The organism is Ancylobacter amanitiformis, from assembly GCF_030814815.1.
Classification (GTDB): Bacteria; Pseudomonadota; Alphaproteobacteria; order Rhizobiales; family Xanthobacteraceae; genus Ancylobacter; species Ancylobacter amanitiformis.
The window spans coordinates 37,032-57,448 of sequence record NZ_JAUSVR010000017.1 but is presented as its reverse complement, the minus strand read 5'-3'; the positions used below and the strand labels follow the sequence as shown (position 1 = coordinate 57,448).

General features: G+C 69.0%; 18 protein-coding genes. 9 read left to right on the top strand and 9 right to left on the bottom strand.

What is annotated here, in order from left to right; genetic code table 11:
* Positions 1-75 precede the first annotated feature (75 nt).
* Genes xylA through QOZ99_RS18740 form a run of 3 tightly spaced genes read right to left on the bottom strand, consistent with a single transcriptional unit; the run spans position 76 to position 3,931 of the window.
* Positions 76-1,401 carry a xylose isomerase gene (gene xylA / locus QOZ99_RS18750; RefSeq protein WP_306891519.1) on the bottom strand — a complete coding sequence of 442 codons (1,326 nt, stop codon included), beginning with the start codon at positions 1,399-1,401 and terminating at the stop codon, positions 76-78.
* The gene (gene xylB / locus QOZ99_RS18745) at positions 1,398-2,855 is read right to left on the bottom strand and encodes a xylulokinase (RefSeq protein ID WP_306891518.1); all 1,458 of its coding nucleotides are present in this window, start codon (positions 2,853-2,855) and stop codon (positions 1,398-1,400) included. The genes xylA and xylB overlap by 4 nt, the downstream gene beginning before the upstream one ends.
* A gap of 38 nt (positions 2,856-2,893) precedes the next feature.
* Positions 2,894-3,931: a LacI family DNA-binding transcriptional regulator gene (locus QOZ99_RS18740; protein ID WP_306891517.1), complete on the bottom strand. Its 1,038-nt coding sequence runs from the start codon at positions 3,929-3,931 to the stop codon at positions 2,894-2,896.
* A gap of 280 nt (positions 3,932-4,211) precedes the next feature.
* Between QOZ99_RS18740 and xylF the strand changes: the two genes are divergently transcribed.
* The 8 genes from xylF to QOZ99_RS18700 all read left to right on the top strand — a co-directional run bounded on the left by xylF (position 4,212) and on the right by QOZ99_RS18700 (position 10,907).
* The gene (gene xylF, locus QOZ99_RS18735; RefSeq protein WP_183189963.1) at positions 4,212-5,252 is read left to right on the top strand and encodes a D-xylose ABC transporter substrate-binding protein; all 1,041 of its coding nucleotides are present in this window, start codon (positions 4,212-4,214) and stop codon (positions 5,250-5,252) included.
* A gap of 88 nt (positions 5,253-5,340) precedes the next feature.
* The gene (locus QOZ99_RS18730; protein WP_306891516.1) at positions 5,341-6,660 is read left to right on the top strand and encodes a sugar ABC transporter permease; all 1,320 of its coding nucleotides are present in this window, start codon (positions 5,341-5,343) and stop codon (positions 6,658-6,660) included.
* A gap of 10 nt (positions 6,661-6,670) precedes the next feature.
* Positions 6,671-7,486 (top strand): ATP-binding cassette domain-containing protein, encoded by an 816-nt coding sequence (locus QOZ99_RS18725; RefSeq protein WP_306891515.1) that lies wholly within the window; start codon positions 6,671-6,673, stop codon positions 7,484-7,486.
* Positions 7,487-7,586: 100 nt separating this feature from the next.
* On the top strand, positions 7,587-7,982 hold the full coding sequence (locus QOZ99_RS18720; protein WP_306891514.1) for a hypothetical protein: 396 nt from the start codon (positions 7,587-7,589) through the stop codon (positions 7,980-7,982).
* A gap of 92 nt (positions 7,983-8,074) precedes the next feature.
* Complete coding sequence (locus QOZ99_RS18715; RefSeq protein WP_306891513.1) at positions 8,075-8,623, top strand: copper chaperone PCu(A)C; 549 nt, start codon at positions 8,075-8,077, stop codon at positions 8,621-8,623.
* Between the two features lie 118 nt (positions 8,624-8,741).
* The gene (locus QOZ99_RS18710) at positions 8,742-10,124 is read left to right on the top strand and encodes a PepSY-associated TM helix domain-containing protein (RefSeq protein ID WP_306891512.1); all 1,383 of its coding nucleotides are present in this window, start codon (positions 8,742-8,744) and stop codon (positions 10,122-10,124) included.
* Positions 10,125-10,232: 108 nt separating this feature from the next.
* Positions 10,233-10,658, top strand: a complete 426-nt coding sequence (locus tag QOZ99_RS18705) for a winged helix-turn-helix domain-containing protein (RefSeq protein WP_306891511.1) — start codon at positions 10,233-10,235, stop codon at positions 10,656-10,658.
* A 51-nt stretch (positions 10,659-10,709) separates the two neighbouring features.
* The gene (locus QOZ99_RS18700; protein WP_183189956.1) at positions 10,710-10,907 is read left to right on the top strand and encodes a hypothetical protein; all 198 of its coding nucleotides are present in this window, start codon (positions 10,710-10,712) and stop codon (positions 10,905-10,907) included.
* Here the strand turns inward: QOZ99_RS18700 and modC are convergent, their stop codons facing one another.
* From modC to QOZ99_RS18680, 4 genes are all read right to left on the bottom strand, one after another.
* Positions 10,908-12,008, bottom strand: coding sequence for a molybdenum ABC transporter ATP-binding protein (gene modC / locus QOZ99_RS18695; protein WP_306891510.1), 1,101 nt, complete (start codon positions 12,006-12,008; stop codon positions 10,908-10,910).
* Positions 12,005-12,703 (bottom strand): molybdate ABC transporter permease subunit, encoded by a 699-nt coding sequence (gene modB, locus QOZ99_RS18690; RefSeq protein ID WP_306891509.1) that lies wholly within the window; start codon positions 12,701-12,703, stop codon positions 12,005-12,007. Before modB ends, modC begins: the two co-directional genes overlap by 4 nt.
* A 212-nt stretch (positions 12,704-12,915) precedes the next feature.
* Positions 12,916-13,749, bottom strand: coding sequence for a molybdate ABC transporter substrate-binding protein (gene modA, locus QOZ99_RS18685; protein WP_306891508.1), 834 nt, complete (start codon positions 13,747-13,749; stop codon positions 12,916-12,918).
* Between the two features lie 225 nt (positions 13,750-13,974).
* Positions 13,975-14,214: a hypothetical protein gene (locus QOZ99_RS18680; RefSeq protein ID WP_183189952.1), complete on the bottom strand. Its 240-nt coding sequence runs from the start codon at positions 14,212-14,214 to the stop codon at positions 13,975-13,977.
* Positions 14,215-14,524: 310 nt separating this feature from the next.
* Here QOZ99_RS18680 and QOZ99_RS18675 point away from each other — a divergent pair, with 310 nt between their 5' ends.
* Positions 14,525-14,782 carry a hypothetical protein gene (locus QOZ99_RS18675; protein ID WP_306891507.1) on the top strand — a complete coding sequence of 86 codons (258 nt, stop codon included), beginning with the start codon at positions 14,525-14,527 and terminating at the stop codon, positions 14,780-14,782.
* Here QOZ99_RS18675 and glgX read toward each other — a convergent pair.
* Together glgX and glgA are read right to left on the bottom strand one after the other, a co-directional pair.
* The gene (gene glgX / locus QOZ99_RS18670) at positions 14,745-18,929 is read right to left on the bottom strand and encodes a glycogen debranching protein GlgX (RefSeq protein ID WP_306891506.1); all 4,185 of its coding nucleotides are present in this window, start codon (positions 18,927-18,929) and stop codon (positions 14,745-14,747) included. The genes QOZ99_RS18675 and glgX overlap by 38 nt on opposite strands.
* Positions 18,926-20,383, bottom strand: a complete 1,458-nt coding sequence (gene glgA, locus QOZ99_RS18665) for a glycogen synthase GlgA (protein ID WP_306891505.1) — start codon at positions 20,381-20,383, stop codon at positions 18,926-18,928. Before glgA ends, glgX begins: the two co-directional genes overlap by 4 nt.
* Positions 20,384-20,417: the final 34 nt, after the last annotated feature.

Here is a 20,417-nt window from a genome sequence, read left to right as displayed (position 1 = left end):
GCAGAAGTCGAATGTGAAAAAGGGCCTCCCGCGCCGGCATGCGGGGTGCCGGTGCGGGAGGCTCATTTGCGCCGTTCAGCGCAAATAGCTGACCGCGAGCGCCTCAAGCCGCTCCTGACGGCCCGAACGCGGCTGCGGATCGAGATTTTCGGCCTCCACGCGCGCGGCGATGGCATCGAGCGAGGAGCCCTGCGCGAGCATCGCCTGGTTCTGCGGTGCATCCCAGCCGGCATAGCGCTCATTGACCGCACGCTGCAGCGCGCCGTCCTCATACATGTCGGCGGCCACGAGAAGCGCGCGCGCACACACATCCATCGCCGCCGCGTGGGCGAGGATGAGATCTTCCGGATCGATCGACTGGCGCCGCACCTTGGCGTCGAAATTGGTGCCGCCAGTGGTGTAGCCGCCCGCCCGCAGGATCTCGTAGAAGGCGAGCGCGGTGTCCTCGACATTGGTCGGGAACTGGTCGGTATCCCAGCCGGACTGCGCGTCGCCCTTGTTCATGTCGATCGAGCCGAAAATGCCCAGCGCCGCCGCCATGGCGATCTCGTGCTCGAAAGAGTGGCCCGCCAGCGTAGCGTGGTTCGCCTCGATGTTGAGCTTCACTTCCTTTTCGAGACCCGCCCGGCACAGCAGGCCATAGACCGTGCTGACGTCGAAATCATACTGGTGCTTGGTCGGCTCCTGCGGCTTGGGCTCGATCAGGATGGTGCCCTTGAAGCCGATCTTGTGCTTGTGCTCCACCACCAGGTTGAGGAAGCGACCCATCTGGTCGAGTTCGCGCTTCAGATCCGTGTTGAGCAGCGTCTCGTAACCCTCGCGACCACCCCACAACACGTAGTTCTCACCGCCCAGTTCGTGGGTGATCTCCAGCACGTTCTTCACCTGCGCGGCGCCATAGGCGAAGACATCCGGATCGGGATTGGTCGCGGCGCCGGACATGAAGCGGCGGTTGGAGAACAGGTTCGCCGTGCCCCAGAGCAGCTTGGTCTTCGAGGTCTCCATCTTGCGCGCGAAGATGTCGGCGATGGCGCGCACATTCGCGTTGCTCTCCTTCAGGCTTGCGCCTTCGGGGGCGATGTCGCGGTCATGGAAGGCGAAGAACGGCACGTCGAGCAGATCGAACAGCTCGAACGCCACATCCGCCTTGGCGCGGGCGAGCGCCATGTCGTCGGAACCGTGCATCCATGGGCGCAGGAAAGTCTCGCCGCCGAACGGGTCGCCACCCGGCCAGGTGAAGCTGTGCCAATAGGCGACGGCGAAGCGCAGATGCTCCTCCATCCGCTTGCCGAGCACCACGCGGTCCTTGTCGTACCAGCGGAAGCTGAACGGGTCGCGGCTCTCGGGGCCGGCATATTTCAGCGGCTCGCTGACGGGAAAGAAACGAGTGGGGGCAGTCATGACGTCACTCCCTTCAATGCGGGGTAGAGCGCGCGGTAGAGCGCGTGCCGTTCCGCATAGGCTTGTTGAAGAACAGGGTCGGGATGGATGGTCTCGATGCGGCGCGGCGGCAGGCAGATCGCGTCCGGCGTCTCGCCGGTCGCCGCCATGCGGGCGAGCCGCGCGGCGCCGAACGCCCCGCCCCGCTCGCCGTCCTCGATGCGGTTGAGCGGCAGGCCCAGCACATTGGCCAGCACCGCGATCCAGAAGCGCGAGCGCGAGCCGCCGCCGATCACATCGGCCTGCGTCAGGCGGGTGCCGGCGGCACCGAGCGCGTCGAGGCAGTCCTTGAAGGCAAAGGCGACGCCCTCCAGCACCGCCTGCGTCAGCGTCTCGCGCGAGGTGTCGTGATCGAGGCCGATGAAGGCGCCGCGAATGGCGGTGTCATTGTGCGGGGTCCGCTCGCCCGAGAGATAGGGCAGGAAGGTGACGCGCGAGGGCGCGGCGGGAGCCTCGCCCAGCGGCGCCAGCAGGTCGCCGGGCGACACCTTGGAGACCTCGGACCACCAGCCCAGCGCCGAGGCGGCGGACAGGATCACCCCCATCTGGTGCCAGGTGGCGGGAATGGCATGGCAGAAGGCGTGCACGCTGGATTCGGGGTTGGGCGCGTAGCGGTCCGTGGTGGCCCACAGCACGCCCGAGGTGCCCAGCGAGACGAAGGCATCGCCCGCCTGGATGGCGCCAAGGCCGATGGCGCCGGCGGCATTGTCGCCCGCCCCGCCCGCCAGCACCGGCGGGCTCGCCATGCCCCAGCGCGCCGCCAGTTCCGGCGTGATGCGCCCGGCCGCCGCGCTGCCCTCGACCAGGCGCGGCATTTGCGCGCGCGTCAGATGCGTCGCCGCCAGCGCCTCGTCCGACCAGTCGCGCGCGCCGACATCGAGCCAGAGCGTGCCGGAGGCATCCGACATTTCCTCGACCATCTCGCCGGTCAGGCGGTAGCCGACATAGGCCTTGGGCAGCAGCACCTTCGCGGTGCGGGCGAAGATGTCCGGCTCATGGTGGCGAACCCACAGCAGCTTGGGCGCGGTGAAGCCGGGAAAGGCGAGATTGCCGGCGGTGGCGTGCAGCGCCGGAAAACGCGCCTCCAGCTCGCGGCACTCGGCGAAGGCACGCCCGTCATTCCACAGGATGGCCGGCCGCAGCACCGCGCCGGCGGCATCGAGCAGCACCGCGCCGTGCATCTGGCCGGACAGGCCGATACCCTGCACCGCCGAGAGCGCGGCCGGCGCCTCCTGCTTCAGCGCATCGATGCTGGTGAGCGTGGCCTGCCACCAGTCCTCCGGATTCTGTTCGCTGAAGCCCGGCTGCGGGCGGGAGATGGCGAGCGCCGTCTCCGTGGTGGCGACGACCTTCTGGTCGCCATCGACCAGCACCGCCTTGACGGCGGATGTACCAATGTCGAGGCCGAGAAACATGCCTCAGATTCCTTGCTTTATGTACGGGTTTGGGCGGGTCACGGCAGATTGTCCCGCAGGAAGATGTCGATGCGGATACGCTCCTGCTCGCTGAGCAGCGGCTCGCCGGCGCAATGGGACAGCAGCACGCGGGCCGCCGAACGCGACTGGTGGCCGGCATCCTGGTTGATCACCGCGTCCATCACGCCGCGCAGCAGGAAGCGGCTGGTATCCTCGGTGAGGTCATGGCCGATGAAGATGAGGTCGGACGCGCGATTGGCCGCCGAGATCGCCGCCGCGATGCCGCGATTGCCGGCGCCGACATTGTAGAGGCCGACAAGGTCGGGCGCCTCGCGCAGCAGGCGGGACGCGATCGCCTCGGTGCGCTCGTCCTCGTCCAGGCTCTCCTGCGCCGCCAGCACCTTGAGGGCCGGGTATTCGCCGGCCAGAACCTGGGTGAAGCCGAATTGCCGCTCGGCATGGTCGCGCAGCGCCGGCGTGCCGACGATGAGGCCGACCGCGCCGCGCCGCCCGGCGGCGAAACGGCCGATCAGCGTGCCGGCGGTCCGCCCGGCGGCGATGTTGTCTATGCCGACATAGTGCAGCCGGTGCGAGGACGGCACGTCCGACACCAGCGTCACCACCGCGATGCCGGAGGCGGTGAGGTCGTCGATCGCCGCCCGGACGCGGGGATGGTCGAGCGCCACCACGGCGACGCCGTCATAGCGCCCGATCAGCCCCTCCAGCGCCGAGGCCAGCGTCTCGGGCGCGAACACGTCGACGCGCAACGTGTCGATATAGGCGTTGTTGGTGGCCAGCCAGTTCGCGGTGTTCGCCACCTGCTCGGCCAGCATGCGCATGAAGACATTGGCGCCGGCCGGCAGCACGAAGCAGAAACGATAGGTCTCGCCCCGCGCCAGCCGTGCGGCGGCAAGGTTCGGACGGTAGCCGAGCCGGGCCACCGCATCCTTCACCCGATCGGCGGTAGCGCCGCGCACGCCGGCCCGGCCGTTGAGCACACGGTCGGCCGTGGCCAGCGAGACACCGGCCTCGCGGGCGACATCCTGCAATGTGATGCGCGAAACACCTCTGGACATACGGCAAGGATGCCCTCAAAATCTGAGGTACGCAACTCAAGACATGAAGCGCCTGTTTACAACCAAAAGCGAAGGGTCAAGGCGCGGCATATCTGTTAATTCTCGCCCGCTTACCGATTTTTCGGGGTTTTCAAAAGGCCTGTCGATCTGTGAGGATCGGCCAACAAGTCGATGTTCCGGCTTCATTCTGAGGTTCGGACATCAGAAAACGGATCACGGCAGCGCCTCACCTGGCGCAGGCCGGGCGCAACAACCCGTGGCATCCCTTGGGAGGAAAAGCATGACGTCGAAACTGACCCTTACCCTCGCCGCGCTGGCGACGGTCGCCACCATCGGCGTGGCCCGCGCGGCCGACACCGTGGTCGGCGTGAGCTGGTCGAACTTCCAGGAAGAACGCTGGAAGACCGACGAGGCCGCCATCAAGAAGGCGCTCGCCGCGGCCGGTGCCAAGTACATCTCGGCCGACGCGCAGTCGTCCGCCTCCAAGCAGCTTTCCGATGTCGAGGCGCTGATCGCGCAGGGCGCCAACGCCCTCATCATCCTGGCGCAGGATTCCGACGCCATCGCCCCGGCGATCGCCAAGGCGCAGGCCGAGGGCATTCCGGTGGTCGGCTATGACCGGCTGATCGAGATCCCGTACGCCTACTACATCACCTTCGACAACAAGGAAGTCGGCCGCCTCCAGGCCGCCGAGGTGCAGAAGCTGAAGCCGAAGGGCAACTACCTCTTCATCAAGGGCTCGGCCTCCGACCCCAATGCCGACTTCCTGTTCTCCGGCCAGATGGAACAGCTGAAGGCCGCGATGGACAAGGGCGACATCAAGAATGTCGGCGAGGCCTATACCGACAGCTGGCTGCCGGCCAATGCCCAGCGCAACACCGAGCAGCTGCTGACCGCGAACAACAACAAGGTCGACGCCGTCGTCGCCTCGAATGACGGTACGGCCGGCGGCGCCATCGCGGCGCTCGCGGCGCAGGGCCTTGCCGGCTCGGTGCCGGTTTCCGGCCAGGACGCCGACTTCGCCGCGCTCAACCGCGTGGCGCTCGGCACGCAGACGGTTTCGGTGTGGAAGGACAGCCGCGAACTCGGCAAGAAGGCCGCCGAGATCGCCCTCGCCCTCGCCAAGGGCACCGACGCCAAGGCGATCCCCGGCACCGCCACCTTCACCGGCGGCCCGAAGAAGCAGGCGATGAACTCCACCTTCCTCAAGCCGCTGCCGATCACCAAGGACAATCTCGACGTGATCATCGAGGCCGGCTGGGTGCCGAAGGCCACCGTCTGCCAGGGCGTGAAGCCCGGCACCGTGAAGGCCTGCAACTGAACGACGCAACGCGCGGCGGCGGGCATCGTCCCGCCGTCCGCCCTGTGAGCGCACCGCGCGGCAAAGCGCGGGCAGAAGGAGGACGCTCATGAGCGACACCACGACGGCCCCCCCGGCCCCGACTTCGGCGCCAAAGGGCGCGCCGGCCACGGCGCCGACGACATTCGTCGGGGCGCTGGAGATCGACATCCGCTTTCTCGGCATGATCGGGGCGCTCGCCGCCATCTGGATCGTGTTCGATTTCCTCGCGGACGGCACCTTCCTGACGCCCCGCAATCTCTGGAACCTCTCGGTCCAGAGCTCGTCGATCGCGGTGATGTCCACCGGCATGGTGCTGGTGATCGTGATGCGCCACATCGACCTGTCGGTGGGCTCGATCCTCGGCGTCACCGGCATGATCATGGCGGTGTTCCAGGCCAGCTACCTCATGCCAACCTTCGGCTTCAACAATCCGGCGGTGATGGCGCTGACGCTTGTCGCCGGCATCGCGGCGGGTGCCGCCATCGGCGCGCTGCACGGCTTCGTCATCGCCTATCTCGGCGTGCCGGCCTTCATCGTCACGCTGGGCGGGCTGCTGGTGTGGCGCGGCGCGGCCTGGGCTGTCGCGCAGGGCAAGACCATTCCCCTCACCGACGACAATTTCAAGCTGCTCGGCGGCGGTGCCGACGGCTCGATCGGCGCCACCTGGAGTTGGGTCGTCGCCGCCATTGCCTGCCTCGCCATCGTGTTCGCCGCGATTCAGGCGCGCCGCCAGCGCCAGCGCTTCCACTTCCCGCTGAAGCCGCTCTGGGCCGAAGTCGTCACCATCTCGGTCGGCTGTCTCGCGGTGGTCGCCGCCACGCTGGTGGTGAACGCCTACACGCTGCCCGCCAACCTCGCCCGCCGCTATGCCGAATCCGCCGGCCTGACCATTCCCCCCGAAGGCATCTCCATCAGCTTCGGCTATGCCGTGCCGGTGCTGGTGGCGGTCGCGGTCGGCATCGTCATGACCTTCATCACCACCCGCACCCGCTTCGGCCGCTACGTGTTCGCCATTGGCGGCAACCCGGAGGCGGCTGAACTGGCCGGCATCAACACCAAGCGCGTCACGCTCACCGTCTTCGCGCTGATGGGCGCGCTCGCCGCCATCGGCGCCGCCATTTCCACTGCGCGGCTCAACTCGGCGACCAACGCGCAGGGCACGCTCGACGAGCTCTATGTGATCGCCGCGGCGGTCATCGGCGGCACCTCGCTGGCCGGCGGCTCGGGCACCATCGCGGGCGCGATGATCGGCGCGCTGGTGATGCAGAGCCTGCAGTCGGGCATGGTGCTGATGCGGGTCGACACGCCCTACCAAAACATCGTCGTCGGCATCGTGCTCGTTTTCGCGGTGTGGATCGATACCGTCTACCGCAAGCGCTTCAAGTGAGGGCCGGCAGATGAACAACCTCGCCTCGTCCCCCGTCGCCACGCCCTCCGCCCGCACGGGCACCCCGCTGGTGGAAATGCGCGACATCCGCATCGCCTTTGGCGGCGTCCACGCCGTCGACGGCGTCTCCGTCGATCTGTATCCCGGGGAGGTCGTCGGCCTGCTCGGCCATAACGGCGCCGGCAAGTCGACGCTCATCAAGATCCTCGCCGGCGCCTACCGGCCCGATTCCGGCGAGATCCGCATCAATGGCGCCAAGGCCGATATCGGCAACCCGCGCGATGCGAAGCGTTACGGTATTGAGACGATCTACCAGACCCTCGCGCTCGCCGACAATGTCGACGCCGCCGCCAACCTGTTCCTCGGCCGCGAGTTGATGACGCCCTGGGGCACGCTCGACGACGTGGCGATGGAGGCGGCGACCCGCGAGGTGATGGGCCGGCTCAATCCGAACTTCCGCAAGTTCAAGGAGCCCGTGCGCGGCCTCTCCGGCGGCCAGCGCCAGTCGGTCGCCATCGCCCGCGCCATCCACTTCAACGCCAAGATCCTGATCATGGACGAGCCCACCGCCGCGCTCGGGCCGCAGGAAACAGCGCAGGTGGCCGAGCTGATCAAGCACCTCAAGGCCGAGGGCATCGGCATCTTCCTCATCAGCCACGACATTCACGACGTCTTCGACCTCGCGGATCGCGTGAGCGTGATGAAGAACGGCAAGCTGGTGGGCACCGCCTCGACTGCCGACGTGACCAAGGACGAGGTGCTGGGCATGATCATCCTCGGCAAGAGCCCGCCCGGCGCCGTGGCCGGGCCCGGCGCCTCCAACTGACGGCAGGACGTCGAGAGACCTCCGGGGGGCAGCGGCACCGCGCCGCTGTTCCCCGCCCTTCAGGCCCGTGCTACAGGCTGGTCAGGGGAAAGCCGCGACAATGAAGACCACCGACCGCCACACGCTGCGCCGGATAGTGATGGCTCTCGCCGTCGCCTATCTGCTCGTGTTGCAGTCGCTGCTCGGCGGCGCGGCTTCCGGCGCGCACGCGGGCAACCTCGCCACGGTCGATGCCTTCGGGCAGGTGCTGTGCCTCACGGGGCACCAGACCCCCGCCTCGCCCCCCGACTCGCCCTCCGCCCCCGCCCACCACGCGCCCGATTGCTGCACCACCGGCTGCCAGATATCGGCGCTGGCCGCCCTGCCGCCGGCAGCGGCGGGTATTGCCGCTCCTCGCCCGGTGGTCGCGGAGCGCGCGCTGCTGCCGGCGGATGCCGCCGTCGCCGCCGGGCTCCAGCGCTCGCCGAAAAACGCCCGAGCGCCTCCCCTCGCCTGACACGCCGCCTGCAGGCGGTCCTTTCATCCTGTCAGTCGAACCGCGCCGGCCGCTGCCGCGATAGGCATGCCGGCACTCTGGGAGTGCTCTCCATGATTCGCTTCGCCTTCACGCGCGTGCTGCGCCACGCCGAGGACCGCATCGGCTTCCTCATCCTCGCCACCGCCCTCGCTTTGTTCGCCATCCAGCCGGCCTTCGCCCATGGCTTCAAGATCGGCGAGCTGGAAATCGGCCATCCCTGGGCGCGGATGACGCCGGCCGGGGCCAAGGTCGGCGGCGGCTACCTCTCCATCGAGAACGAGGGCAAGGAGGCCGACACGCTGGTCTCCGTCACCGCCGAGGCCGCCGGCCATGTCGAGATCCACGAAATGGCGGTCAAGGACGGCATCATGACGATGCGCCTGCTGCCCGATGGCATCGCCATTCCGGCTGGCGGCGAGGTGAAGCTGGCGCCCGGCGGCTACCATCTCATGCTGATGGACCTCAAGCAGCCGCTGAAGGAAGGCGACAGCTTCAAGGGCACCCTCACCTTCGCCAAGGCCGGCACGGTGAACGTGGTGTTCAAGATCGAGGGCATGGGCGGGCCGAAGGGCACAGAGCCCGCGCATGGCGACCACACCATGCCGATGCCGGCCAACTAGCCCTATCTCCTAGCCCCATCTCCTAACCCCATCCCGACGCGCCAGCACCGCCGCCCGGAGCCTCTCCGGGTGCCGCGACAGCGTGCGCCCAAACCCTCTTTTCCGGATGCCCTTTCCGATGAGCGCTACCCCTTTGCCTGCCGCCGACACGGCCGAGCACGCGGCCAATCTCTACCGCGCCGTCTGGCGCTGGCACTTCTATGCCGGCCTGCTGGTGCTGCCCTTCATGATCCTGCTTGCGGTAACCGGCGGGCTCTACCTCTTCCGCGACGAACTGGACGGGCTGTGGCACCGCGACCTCAAGCAGGTCGAGGTGCGGGCGACGCCGGTTGAAGTGCCGAGCGCGTGGCTCGATGCCGCGCTCAAGGCCCATCCCGGCACCGCGCTGAAGATCATCACCCCCGCGACACCGGCGGCCTCGGCCGAAGTGGTGATCAAGACCGCGGACGGCGCGCGCCGCTCGGTCTATGTCGACCCCTATGATTCGCGCGTGCTCGGCGATCTCGCCGATCGCGGCACCGTGATGTGGCTGGTGCGCCGGCTGCACAGCCTCGCCGAATTCGGGGCGATCGCCAATGGCATCATCGAGATTGTCGGTGGCTGGGCCATCCTGCTGGTCGGCACCGGCTTCTATCTCTGGTGGCCGCGTCGGCAGACCGGCGGCGTGGTGAGCGTGCGCGGCGCGCCGCGCCAGCGCCTGTTCTGGCGCGACCTGCACGCCGTCACCGGCGCCTTTGCCGGCGTCGCCATCGGCTTCATGGCGCTGTCGGGCATGCCGTGGTCCATCCTGTGGGGCGAGAAGGTCAACGAGTTCGCCAACAGCTCGAATTACGGCTACCCCGCCGGCGTCTATACCGACGTGCCGATGTCGGACGAGCATCTCGCCCATGCCAACGGGCCGACCGCCTGGTCGCTGGAACAGGCGAAAATGCCGGAATCGATCCCCGCCTCCGGCACCGCCGCAACCGCCCTGCCGCCGCCCATCGGCCTCGATGCCGCCGCCGCGACCGTCGAGCGGCTCGGCATCTCCCCCGGCTACACGCTGAGCCTGCCGGGCAAGCCCACCGGCGTCTATTCGGCCGCCGTCTATCCCGACGACCTGTCGAAGCAGCGGGTGATTCACCTCGACCAGTATAGCGGCAAGCCCCTGATCGACATGAGCTATGCCGATTACGGGCCTGTCGCCAAGGCGATGGAATTCGGCATCAACGTGCATATGGGCCAGGAATTCGGCCTCGCCAACCAGCTCTTCATGCTGGCGCTGTGCCTCGCCACGATCCTGATGTCGGTCTCGGCCGGCATCATGTGGTGGAAGCGCCGGCCGAAGGGCTCGCTCGGCATTCCCCCCGCGCCGGCCGATCGCTCGGTGATGCGCGGGCTGATCGCCATCATGGCGGTGGTGGGGCTGATCTTCCCGCTGGTCGGCGCGTCGCTGCTCGTGATGGTGCTGCTCGACCTCGCCTTCGCCTACCGCCGCCGGTCAAGCGCCCGCGTCGCCTAACGGCCCGCGCCGCGCGAGCAGCCTTCCCCGTTCCTGCTGCGCGCCTCTTGCCCTAACATCACGGGCGGGAGGCGCGCCCCGCACGGGATGCGCAGGATTGGCGGCACGATGGCTCCGACAGATATCGACGACATACCGGGCCGGCCCGCGCGGGCGCGCGACGGCCTGTTCATCCGGGTCTATTTCGGCGACGGGCGCCATATCGGCCCCGGCATGATCGATCTGCTGGAGACCATCCGCCGCGAGCGCTCGATCCTTTCGGCCGCGCGTCACATGGGCATGAGCTATCGCCGCGCCTGGCTGCTGGTGGATGCCATGGCCCGCACCTTTCGCGAGCCTGTCGTCGAGACCCATCCCGGCCGGCGCGGGGCGGGCACCAATCTCACCGCCTTCGGCGAGCGGCTGATCGCGCTCTATCGCGGCATCGAGCAGAGCAGCGCCGCCGCCAGCCGTGCGGCGATGGAGGAACTGCGCGCGGGCCTTGCCCCCCTCCCGGTCGCGGCGGAGGCGGAAGTGGCGACGAACGAGGGGTAGGAAGGAACCTTTCGCCGGGCTCGACGGTTCTGGGGTAGCATCGGAGGCACCATGCAGACCCTCATCATCATCATCCTCATTCTCGTGCTGCTCACCGCGACCGGCTATTTCGGCCATCGCGCCAATGGTGTGCGCGGCGTGATCATCGCGCTGGTGATCGCCCTGCTGGTCCTCGCCGTGGTCGGCTTCTTCAGCGACGAGTTCGCCATCGGCCCCGGCGTCGCCCCCATCATGGAAGCGCCGAAATAATCAGCCGGGCTCCCCGAAATCCGGGCTGCGGCTCTCCACCGCCACCGATTTGACCATGGCCCACACCGCAAGGCCGGGGCGGAGTGTGAGCCGATCCACGCTCTCGCGGGTCACGGTAGCGGCCAGACGCACCTCTCCGACCACGAGTTCGATGTCGGCATAGGGCCCTTCCTGCTGCCGCACGGCTTCGATCCGCGCCGCCAGCAGGTTCGAGACTGAAACGCCTTCAGGCCTTGCCAGCGCGAGAGCGACATCCCGCGCGCGCACCCGCGCCCGCACCGCGCTGCCGATCGGCATCGCCACCTGCGGCACGCGCAACTCGCCGCCGGCAAAGCTCAGCGTGGACAGCGCGTAGTCCCCATCGTGCCGGCTGACCACGCATTCCAGCAATGTGCCGACATCGAAACGTCCGATGACCGGCAGGATCTCGGGGCGCGACATCACATCCGCCACCGGGCCGATGGCGAGCGGGCGCCCGTCCCGCAGCGCCACAACCACGTCGGCAAGGCGCAGGACTTCGTCGACGGCATGGCTGACATAGAGAATGGGCAGGCCCATCGCGTCGCGCAGCCGCTCCAGATAGGGCAGGATCTCCGCCTTGCGCGCCTCGTCCAGCGCGGCGAGCGGCTCGTCCATCAGCAGCAGGCGCGGCTGCGAGAGCAGCGCCCGGCCGATCGCCACACGCTGTCGCTCGCCCCCCGACAGCGAATGCGGCCGGCGGCCGAGCAGATGGCCGATGCCGAGCAGGTCGACCACGGCGGCAAAGCCGATCGGCTTGAGCGCCAGCCGGCTGCGGCGCTCGCCATAGCGCAGGTTGCCCTCGACCGACAGATGAGGAAACAGCCGCGAATCCTGGAAGACATAGCCGACCCGCCGCCGCTCGATGGGCAGGTCGATCCGCGCGGCGGCATCGAAATATACCTCGCCCTTCACCACGATTCGCCCGCCATCGGGGCGCACCACCCCGGCCACCGCCTGGATGATGGTCGTCTTGCCCGCGCCCGAGCGGCCGAACAGCGCGGTGATGCCGGCATCCGGCGCGGCGAAGGCCGCCTCCAGCGTGAAGCCCGGACGGCGCAGGCGAATGTCGATCTCGATCATGCGCGCCCGATCATCGCCCGGATGCGCCGGTCCACCAGGCTGGCCAGCAGCAGCGCGCCGAAGGCCAGCACGATCGACACCAGTGTCAGCCTCAGGGCCATGGCGTCGCCGTCCGGCATGTGGGTAGCGCTGTAGATGGCGAGCGGAATTGTGCGGGTCTTGCCCTCGACATTGGAGACGAAGGTAATGGTCGCGCCGAATTCGCCCAGCGCCGAGGCAATGGCGAGCAGCGCGCCGGAGAGCACGCCCGGCAGCATCAGCGGCAGCGTGATGGAGACGAACACGTCCAGCCGCGACGCCCCGAGCGTGCGCGCCGCCGTCTCCAGCCCGCGATCCACCGCCTCCAGCGCCAGCCGGATGGCGTTCACCGTCAGCGGAAAGCTGACCACCGCCGCCGCCACCGTGGCACCGGCGGTGGAGAAGATCAGCTTGATGCCGAACCACGCGTCCAGATATTGGCCGATGAAGCCCCGCGCGCCGAGGGTGAGCAGCAATATGTAGCCCACCACGACCTTGGGCAGAACCAGCGGCAGGTAGATGAGCCCGTCGAACAGCCCCCTGCCGGGAAAGCGCGTGCGCGCCAGCAGCCAGGCGGTGAGAATGGCGAAGGGCAGGCTCCAGAAGGTCGCCCAGAAGGCGACCTTGAGGCTGAGATAGACGGCGGTCCATTCGTCCGGGGTGAGCAGCACATCCATCGAAACGTCGTCATCCCCGCCTGGAAACTGTTGCCGTCATCCCCCGACCGAGCCAGGCGAGAGCCGGGACACGGGCCATCATTGTGCACGCGATCTCGAATGCGGCCTACACCCTCGCGAGATGCCGCCGCTCGGCTGCCCGCGAGGGTGCAGGCCAAGCGCTTGACAACCAAGCGCTTGACAACCGAGTGCTTGACAACCGAGTGCTTGGTTCACTTCACGACGAAGCCGTACCGGGCATAGACGGCTTTCGCCTGCGGGCCGACGAGGAAGGCGAGCAGCGCCTTCGCCGCCAGCGTGTCCTGCCCCTTCACCAGTTCGAACGGATATTCCACCGGCGGGTGGCTGTCGGCCGGGAAGGTGGCGACGATCTTCACGTTCTTCGCGATGGCTGCGTCGGTGGAATAGACGATGCCGGCAGTCGCCTCGCCGCGCTCCACCAGCGCCAGCGCCGCGCGCACGCTTTCCGCGCCGACGATGCGCTCCTTCACCGTGTCCCACTGGCCGAGACTGGTGAGCGCCGCCTTGGCATAGATGCCGATCGGCACGCTGTCGGTCAGGCCGGTGGCGATCTTGCCGTCCGTGCCGAGGAAGGCGAGCCAGTCGAACGTCCTGTCGATCGTCACGGCCTTCGCCTCGTCCGCCGGCATGATGAGCACGAGGCTGTTGCCGATCGGCGTGACGCGTGTGGCCTTGAGCGTCAGGTCCCGGCTCTCGGCATAGTCCATCCACTTGGTGTCGGCGGAGGCGAAGATCGCCGCCGGCGCGCCCGCTTCCAGTTGCTTGGCCAGCGCCGAGGAGGCGGCAAAGGAGAACGTCACATCCCCGCCCGCCTGCACCTTGTAGAGCTTGCCGATGTCCTGCAAGGCATTGGTCAGGCTCGCGGCGGCGAACACCGTCGGCGCCTCCTGCGCGCGCGCGCCGGCGGAGGGCGCGGCGACCAGCGCGGCGAACGCGACTGCCGCCGCCGCACAGCGAAGGAAGAGACCGCGTGATGTCGGCAATCGCAGGGACGTGAGGCGCAGGGACGTGAGGCGCAAGAACACGGCGGGGCTCCCTTTACGTATATCCACCCATATACATGTATCCATTCATATACAGGAAGAGATAGGTAATGCCAGCCCAAAACCCCACCACGGGCCGGTCGAGGATCGGCAGCCCGGCCTTGATCGGGCACGGCAAAGGCAGACGGGGCCGCGCGACCGTCCTTCCGGTCGCTCAGCCCCGCCTGTCTCGATGCTCTGCCGGTTATGGCCGTATCTGCGCGATGCTCAGTCGATGACGCCGGTCTGGCGGGCCGTGTCGGCCGCGACGCGCTCGGCCGCCGCGACCAGATCCCAGGCCGGCACAGGATCGCCGCAGCCGAACACGATGGACGGGCCGCCGGAGACGACGCGCCGCCCGCAGCCGTCATCGACGACGGCGAATTCGTAGATGTGATACGCGGTTCGATGCATGACACGCACGGTGGAAGGCGAAAGCGTGACCACGTCAAAATCGGCGTGCGGCATGACCATCCTCCCTGTGTTGTCCCGGCGTTCGCCGCCGGAAGCTGCCGGGCGAAACAGCCCCGGCGTTGATTGCCGCCCCGCGAATGTGGCGTGCGGAATGACAAATGGAACTTTCGTTCAATTGCGGCGTTGAGACAACGGAAATCTGTCCGGAATGGGCGCAGCGGCGACATTTGGAGCCAGTCCAACACGACACGGCAGGTCCGCAATCGCCGCCGGATATCCGGCGCAGGACCGCAACGATACCGGCACCGCGCAGCCTCGCACCGTCCAGCCGATCTCCGCAGCAGCGGCAGGCAGGAGATGCACCATGAGCCGCACGACAACACTTGTCATCGCCACCGCCGCGTTTGCCCTCGGCGCCTTCGTGCTCATGCAGGGCATGGGGGGCAGTTCCCTGCACATGGCTGCCGACACGCACCCGCCGCCGATCGTCGAGGCGGATACGGGCGGCGTCACGGAGAGCGACACCGCCGGTCCTACCGGCATTGACGAGCCGGACCGCGAGCCGCTGGATGACCCCGCGCGATTCAGCTATTCGCGCCGCGTTCCCGTGCCATGGCGTTGAGCGCCGCGACCGCCCGCGGTTCGCTCATCACGCTCTGAAGGCTGTGGCCAATCCGCCGCCGCCAGTTGGGCCGTTCGCGGTCCGTCCCCGGCAGGTTGACGGCCACCGTCTCGCCGGCGAGATCGTCGAGCTGCGCCAGCGCCAGCGCGGATCGGGTGCGCGCCACATAGGCGTGCAGCGCCGCGACGAAGGCATCCGACAAAGCCGCCCCCGGCTCCGGCGCGGCGGCGATGAGCCCCTCGCCCAGCAGCGCCGCGGCAAGCTCGGCCTTTTCCACCGCCCGCGCGGCAAGCGCCGTGGCCAGAGAGGCGTCATTCTCCAGTCCCAGCACGTGACGCTCGGCGAGGTCGACGCCATCCCACCAGCCGGCCAGCGTCGGCAGGTCATGAGTGGACACGCACGCCGCCGCCAGCACGGGATAGTCCTCCGGCGGCAGGAAACGCGATCCCAGCCGCTCGAACCACAGCACCCGGTAGGACAGCATGCGCTCGTCACTCAACTGCTCGCGCATGCCCGCCGGCACTGTGCCGAGATCCTCGCCCACCACGAGGCAGCGGGCGCGATGGCTCTCCAGCGCCACCTGCCCGGCGAGGTCGTCGAACGGCATGGCGAGATAGGTCCCCTCCGTCCCGCTGGCGCCCTCGGGGATGAGGAACAGCCGGCGCAGCCCCATCACATGGTCAATCCTGAGCGCGCCGGCATGGCGCATATTGGCCGCGACCAGCCGGGCGAAGCCCTCATAGCCCTCGCGTTGCCAGGCCAGCGGATCGAACGGCGGCAGGCACCAGTTCTGCCCTTCCGGCCCCAGCGGGTCGGGCGGCGCGCCAATGTTCACGCCCGACATGAGCTGCGCCGCCTCGGACCACGCCTCCGCCCCGTCCGGCGCGGTGCCCACCGCGAGGTCGCGATAGAAACCGAGCGACAGTCCCGACTGGCGGGCAAAGCGCGATGCCGCCGCCAGCTGCGTGTCCGCCACCCATTGCTGCCACAGGGCGAAGCGCACCTCGCCGGCATGGGCGCTCGCAAAGCTCTCCACCGCCGCGCCTGTCGCATCACTCAAGCCCTCCGGCCACTGGCGCCAGCCCTGTTGCGGATGCGCCGCCGCGATGGCCTGGAAAATGGCGAAGCGGCGCAGCGTCGGCCCGCCCTCCGTGACGAAGCGGGCGAAACCGGCATCGGGCTGCTGCTCGAAAGCGGCGAAGGCCGCGCGCAGCGCCGCCTCCTTCATGTCCCACACGGCGCGATAGTCCACCGCCGGGCGGGCCGCGAGCGCCGCGAAGCCGGAGACATCGGCACCCAGCGCCGCGACATCAATATAGATCGGGTCGAGGAAGCGCCGGTCGGAGGGCGAATAGGGGCTCGCCCGCTCGCGATCCTGCGCGAACAGCGCGTGCAGCGGATTGAGCCCGATCACATCCGCGCCGCGCGCGGCGGCGAGTGCCGCCAGTTCGCCGAGCGCCGTGAAGTCGCCGATGCCCTGGTCCTCGTGCTGCCGCCGTAGCATGTAGAGATGGGCACCGACACCGAAGCGGCGTCCGCCCTCCGCCAGTTCGGGCGGCACGTAGCACGCGTGCGGCGCCACGGTGAGGCGGCATTCATCCGCGCCCAGCACCAGCGTATGACGCCCCACCGGCAGTTCGGGCAGGTCGATCGTGCGGGTCAGCCCCCGCCGCCCGTCCGGACGCATGACGTGCGTGCGATGCCCGTCCTCCGGTCGCACGGCGAAATCGATCTCGCCGCCATCCTCCAGCCGGATAACCAGATCGAGCCGGCGCACCGCATCGGCCGCGTCGGCCGAGAGCGCCAGGGTCTGCGCCTGTCCGCCCGGCAGCCCCTGCCGCAGCACGCGGGCGAAGGGAACCGCGCGGCCGAAACGCTGTTCGGAGAGCGTCGCCAGGCTGTCGCGCACTTCGCCCCTGCTGGCGGCCGGCAGCCGCAAGGCCCCGAGCAGGGCGCGCTTGGTGTCGTCGCTCACAAGGTGATGCGTGCCTTCGACATCCCACCATTCGTGAGTGATGCCGGCGGCGGCAGCGAGCGTCTCCAGCAGCGCCGGATCCGCCGGCCGGCGCAAGGCACCCGGTGCCGCCACCTCGGCAAGGATGAACGCGGTGCGCGCCGGCAGCGTGCCGCCGGCATCGCCCTCGCGCTCCGGCTGGCCCGTGTCGGCCGCGAGCCGCCAGGCAAAGCCGTCGCGCGGCTCGGGCAGCACCAGTTCCATGGGCCTCGCCGAGGCGTTGAGCGCCACCGCCACCCGGTCCGCCACCGCGTCATCCCGCGCCGGCGCATAGAACACCGCCACCAGGCAGGGGGCGGAAGGATCATCCCAGGCCGGAGAGCCGCCCGAGGGCGCCCGCCATTCCACATCGGCAATGCCGCTGGCGTCGAGCGGCAGGCCGGTCAGCGGCGCTTCCAGCCGCAAGGCACGATGCGCGCGGCGGAGCTTGACCAGCCGCGCCGTGAAGGCGGTGAGAGCGCCGTCCAGCTTCGACCAGTCCAGCCAGGTGAGTTCGTTGTCCTGCGCATAGGCATTGTTGTTGCCGGCCTGCGAGCGCCCGCATTCGTCGCCCATGGTGAGCATCGGCGTGCCGCGCGCCGTCAGCAGCGTTGCCAGCAGGGCGCGGGCATCCCCCCGTCGCGCCGCGATCAGCGCCGGGTTGTCGCTGGGTCCCTCGACGCCATGATTCCAGCTGTGGTTCTCGCCCGTGCCGTCGCGATTATCCTCGCCATTCGCCTCATTATGCTTGCCCGCATAGGAGACGAGATCGGCGAGCGTGAAGCCGTCATGGGCGGTGACGAAATTGATGGCGCGCGAGAGTGGCCGCGTGCGCCGCGCGAAGACATCCGCCGAGCCGGCGAGCCGCGTGGCGAGTTCGCCCGTCAGGCCCGCATCGCCGCGCCAGAAGCGCCGCACGGCATCGCGGAACTTGTCGTTCCACTCGCCCCAGCCGGAGGGAAACTGGCCGACCTGATAGCCGCCCGGGCCGATATCCCAGGGTTCGGCGATGAGGGCGAGATCGCGCAGCAACGGGTCCTGCTGCAGCGCCGCGAGGAAGGGCGCCTCGGGATCGAAGCCGTCGACGCGCCGGCCGAGCGTGGCCGCGAGATCGAAGCGGAACCCATCCAGACCGGTGGCCGCCCAGCGCCGCAGCATGTCCATGCCGAGCCGCAGCACTGGCGGGCGCTCCAGCGCCAGCGTGTTGCCGGTGCCGGCATCGTTGAGCAGACGGCCGGCATCGTCCCGCGCGTGCCGGTAATAGGTCGCGTTGTCGAGGCCGCGCAGACTGAGCGTCGGCCCCAGCGCATCGCTCTCGCCGCTATGGTTCAGCACCACGTCCAGCACGACCTTGATGCCCGCACCGTGCAGCGCCGCCACCGCGCGCGCCACCTCCTCGAAGCCGCCGGGCGCGAGGCGCGGATCGGGAGCGCCGAACACGACCGGGTTGTAGCCCCAGTAATTGCTCAGCCCCAGCGGCGGCAGGTGCCGCTCGTCGATCCAGGCCATGGCCGGCATCAGTTCGACCGTGGTGATGCCGAGATTGACGAGATGATCGAGCGCCGCCGGCTCGGCCAGCGCCGCGAACGTGCCGCGCAGCGCAACGGGAATGCCCGGATTGAGCATGGTGAAGCCGCGCACATGCAGCTCGTAGAACACCTCGTCATCCCAGCGGAAGGCCGGCCCCGCCGCACCGGATGCGACTCTGCTCCTCTCGACATGGGGCACGATCGCCGGGGTGACGATGGCCTTGGGCACCGCGGCCGCGCTGTCGGTCTCGTCGCGCTCAAGCCCACGGGCGCGCGCGTCGAACATCGAGCCATCGAGCCGAAACGGCCGATCGAGCCGGCTGGCATAGGGATCGACCAGCAGCTTGCAGGGGTTGAAGCGGTGCCCCTCCCCCGGCGCCCACGGGCCGCCGGCGCGCAGGCCATAGCGCGCGCCGGGCGGCACGCCGGCAATATGGCCGTGGAAAACGTCGCCGAGCCGCGCCGGCAGGGCGAACCGGGCCAGTTCGCGCGCACCCGCCGCGTCGAACAGGCAGAACTCGATGCGAGTGGCATGGGCGGAGAACACCGCGACATTGACGCCGCGTGCATCCGCTGTAACGCCGAGCGGCTCGGGCGCGCCGTCCGAGACCCGCCACTCGCTCACGCGCCACGCTCCGCGACCAGATCGCGGAACAGCCGGTCATAGTCGCGGGCGGCGCGCTCCCAGGACACGTCCGTCGCCATCGCGTTGCGCTGCAGCTTCTTCCACAGCACCTTGTCCTGCCAAAGCCGATGCGTGCGATTGAGGGCGAGGTGCAGCGCCGAGGGCGTCACGGGCGAAAACTGCACGCCCGTGCCGACCCCGACCGAGCGAGCCATCTCGTTGACATCGATGACCGTGTCGGCCAGCCCGCCCACCCGCGCCACCACCGGCAATGCGCCGTAGCGCAGGGCGGAAAGCTGGGTGAGGCCGCAGGGCTCGAATCGCGAAGGCACGAGCAGCGCGTCCGCCCCCGCCTGCACAAGATGGGCCACCGCCTCGTCATAGCCGAGCCACACGCCGATCCGCCCGGGATGGGCCTGCGCCGCGCCGGCGAAGCGGCCGGCAAGATCGGGATCGCCGGTGCCGAGCAGCGCCATCTGCGCGCCGAGGCCGAGCAGCGTGCCGATATTGTCGGCGATGAGATCGAGCCCCTTCTGCCAGGACAGCCGGCTGACCACGCCGAACAGCAGCGCGTCCGGGTCGGGATCGAGGCCGAAGCGCCGCTGCAGTTCCACCTTGTTGGCGGCGCGCGCCTTCATCCGCCGCGTGTCGAAGCGGGCGGCGATGAGCGGATCGGTCGCCGGGTTCCACGCCGCCGTGTCGAGCCCGTTGAGAATGCCGGAGACGACGGAACTGCGGTCGTTCAGCAGCCCCTCCAGCCCCATGCCGCCCTCCGGCAGCAGAATTTCCCCGGCATAGCCGGGCGAGACGGTGGTGATGCGGTCGGCGAATTTCAGCCCGGCCTTGAGATAGCCGACCGTGCCATAATACTCGATGCCGTGGATCGAGAAGGCATCGGCCGGGAAACCCAGCACCGGCGCGAGTTCGGCGTCGAACTTGCCCTGGAAGGCGATGTTGTGGATCGTCATCACGGAGCCGGGCCGACGCCCGCCGGAATAATGCAGATAGGCCGGCGTGAGGCCCGCCTGCCAGTCATGCGCATGCACCGTGTCGGGCACGAAGGCCGGCACCAGGCCCAGCCCGAGGCCCGAGCCCACCGCCCCCAGCGCCGCGAAGCGCACGGCGTTGTCCTCCCAGTCGAGCCCGTTCGGCCCGACATAGGGCCCGCCCGGCCGGTCGTAGAGATGGCCGGCCTCGATGACGAACAGCTTCAGACCCGCCGCCTCCGCCGCCAGCAGGCGCGCCGGGCCGCCGAACAGATGATCGAAATGGTGGACCGGCTCGGCCTTCTCCAGCCCCCCCATCACGGCGGGATAGCCCGGCACCAGCGTGCGCATCTCGATGCCGTGCGGCACCAGCGCCGCCGGCAGCGCGCCGACCACATCGGCCAGGCCGCCGGTCTTCACCAGCGGATAAATCTCGGAAGCGACCGATAGTACCTTCAGATCCGTCACCAGCCCCGTTGCCCCTGTTGCCTTGCCTCGACCC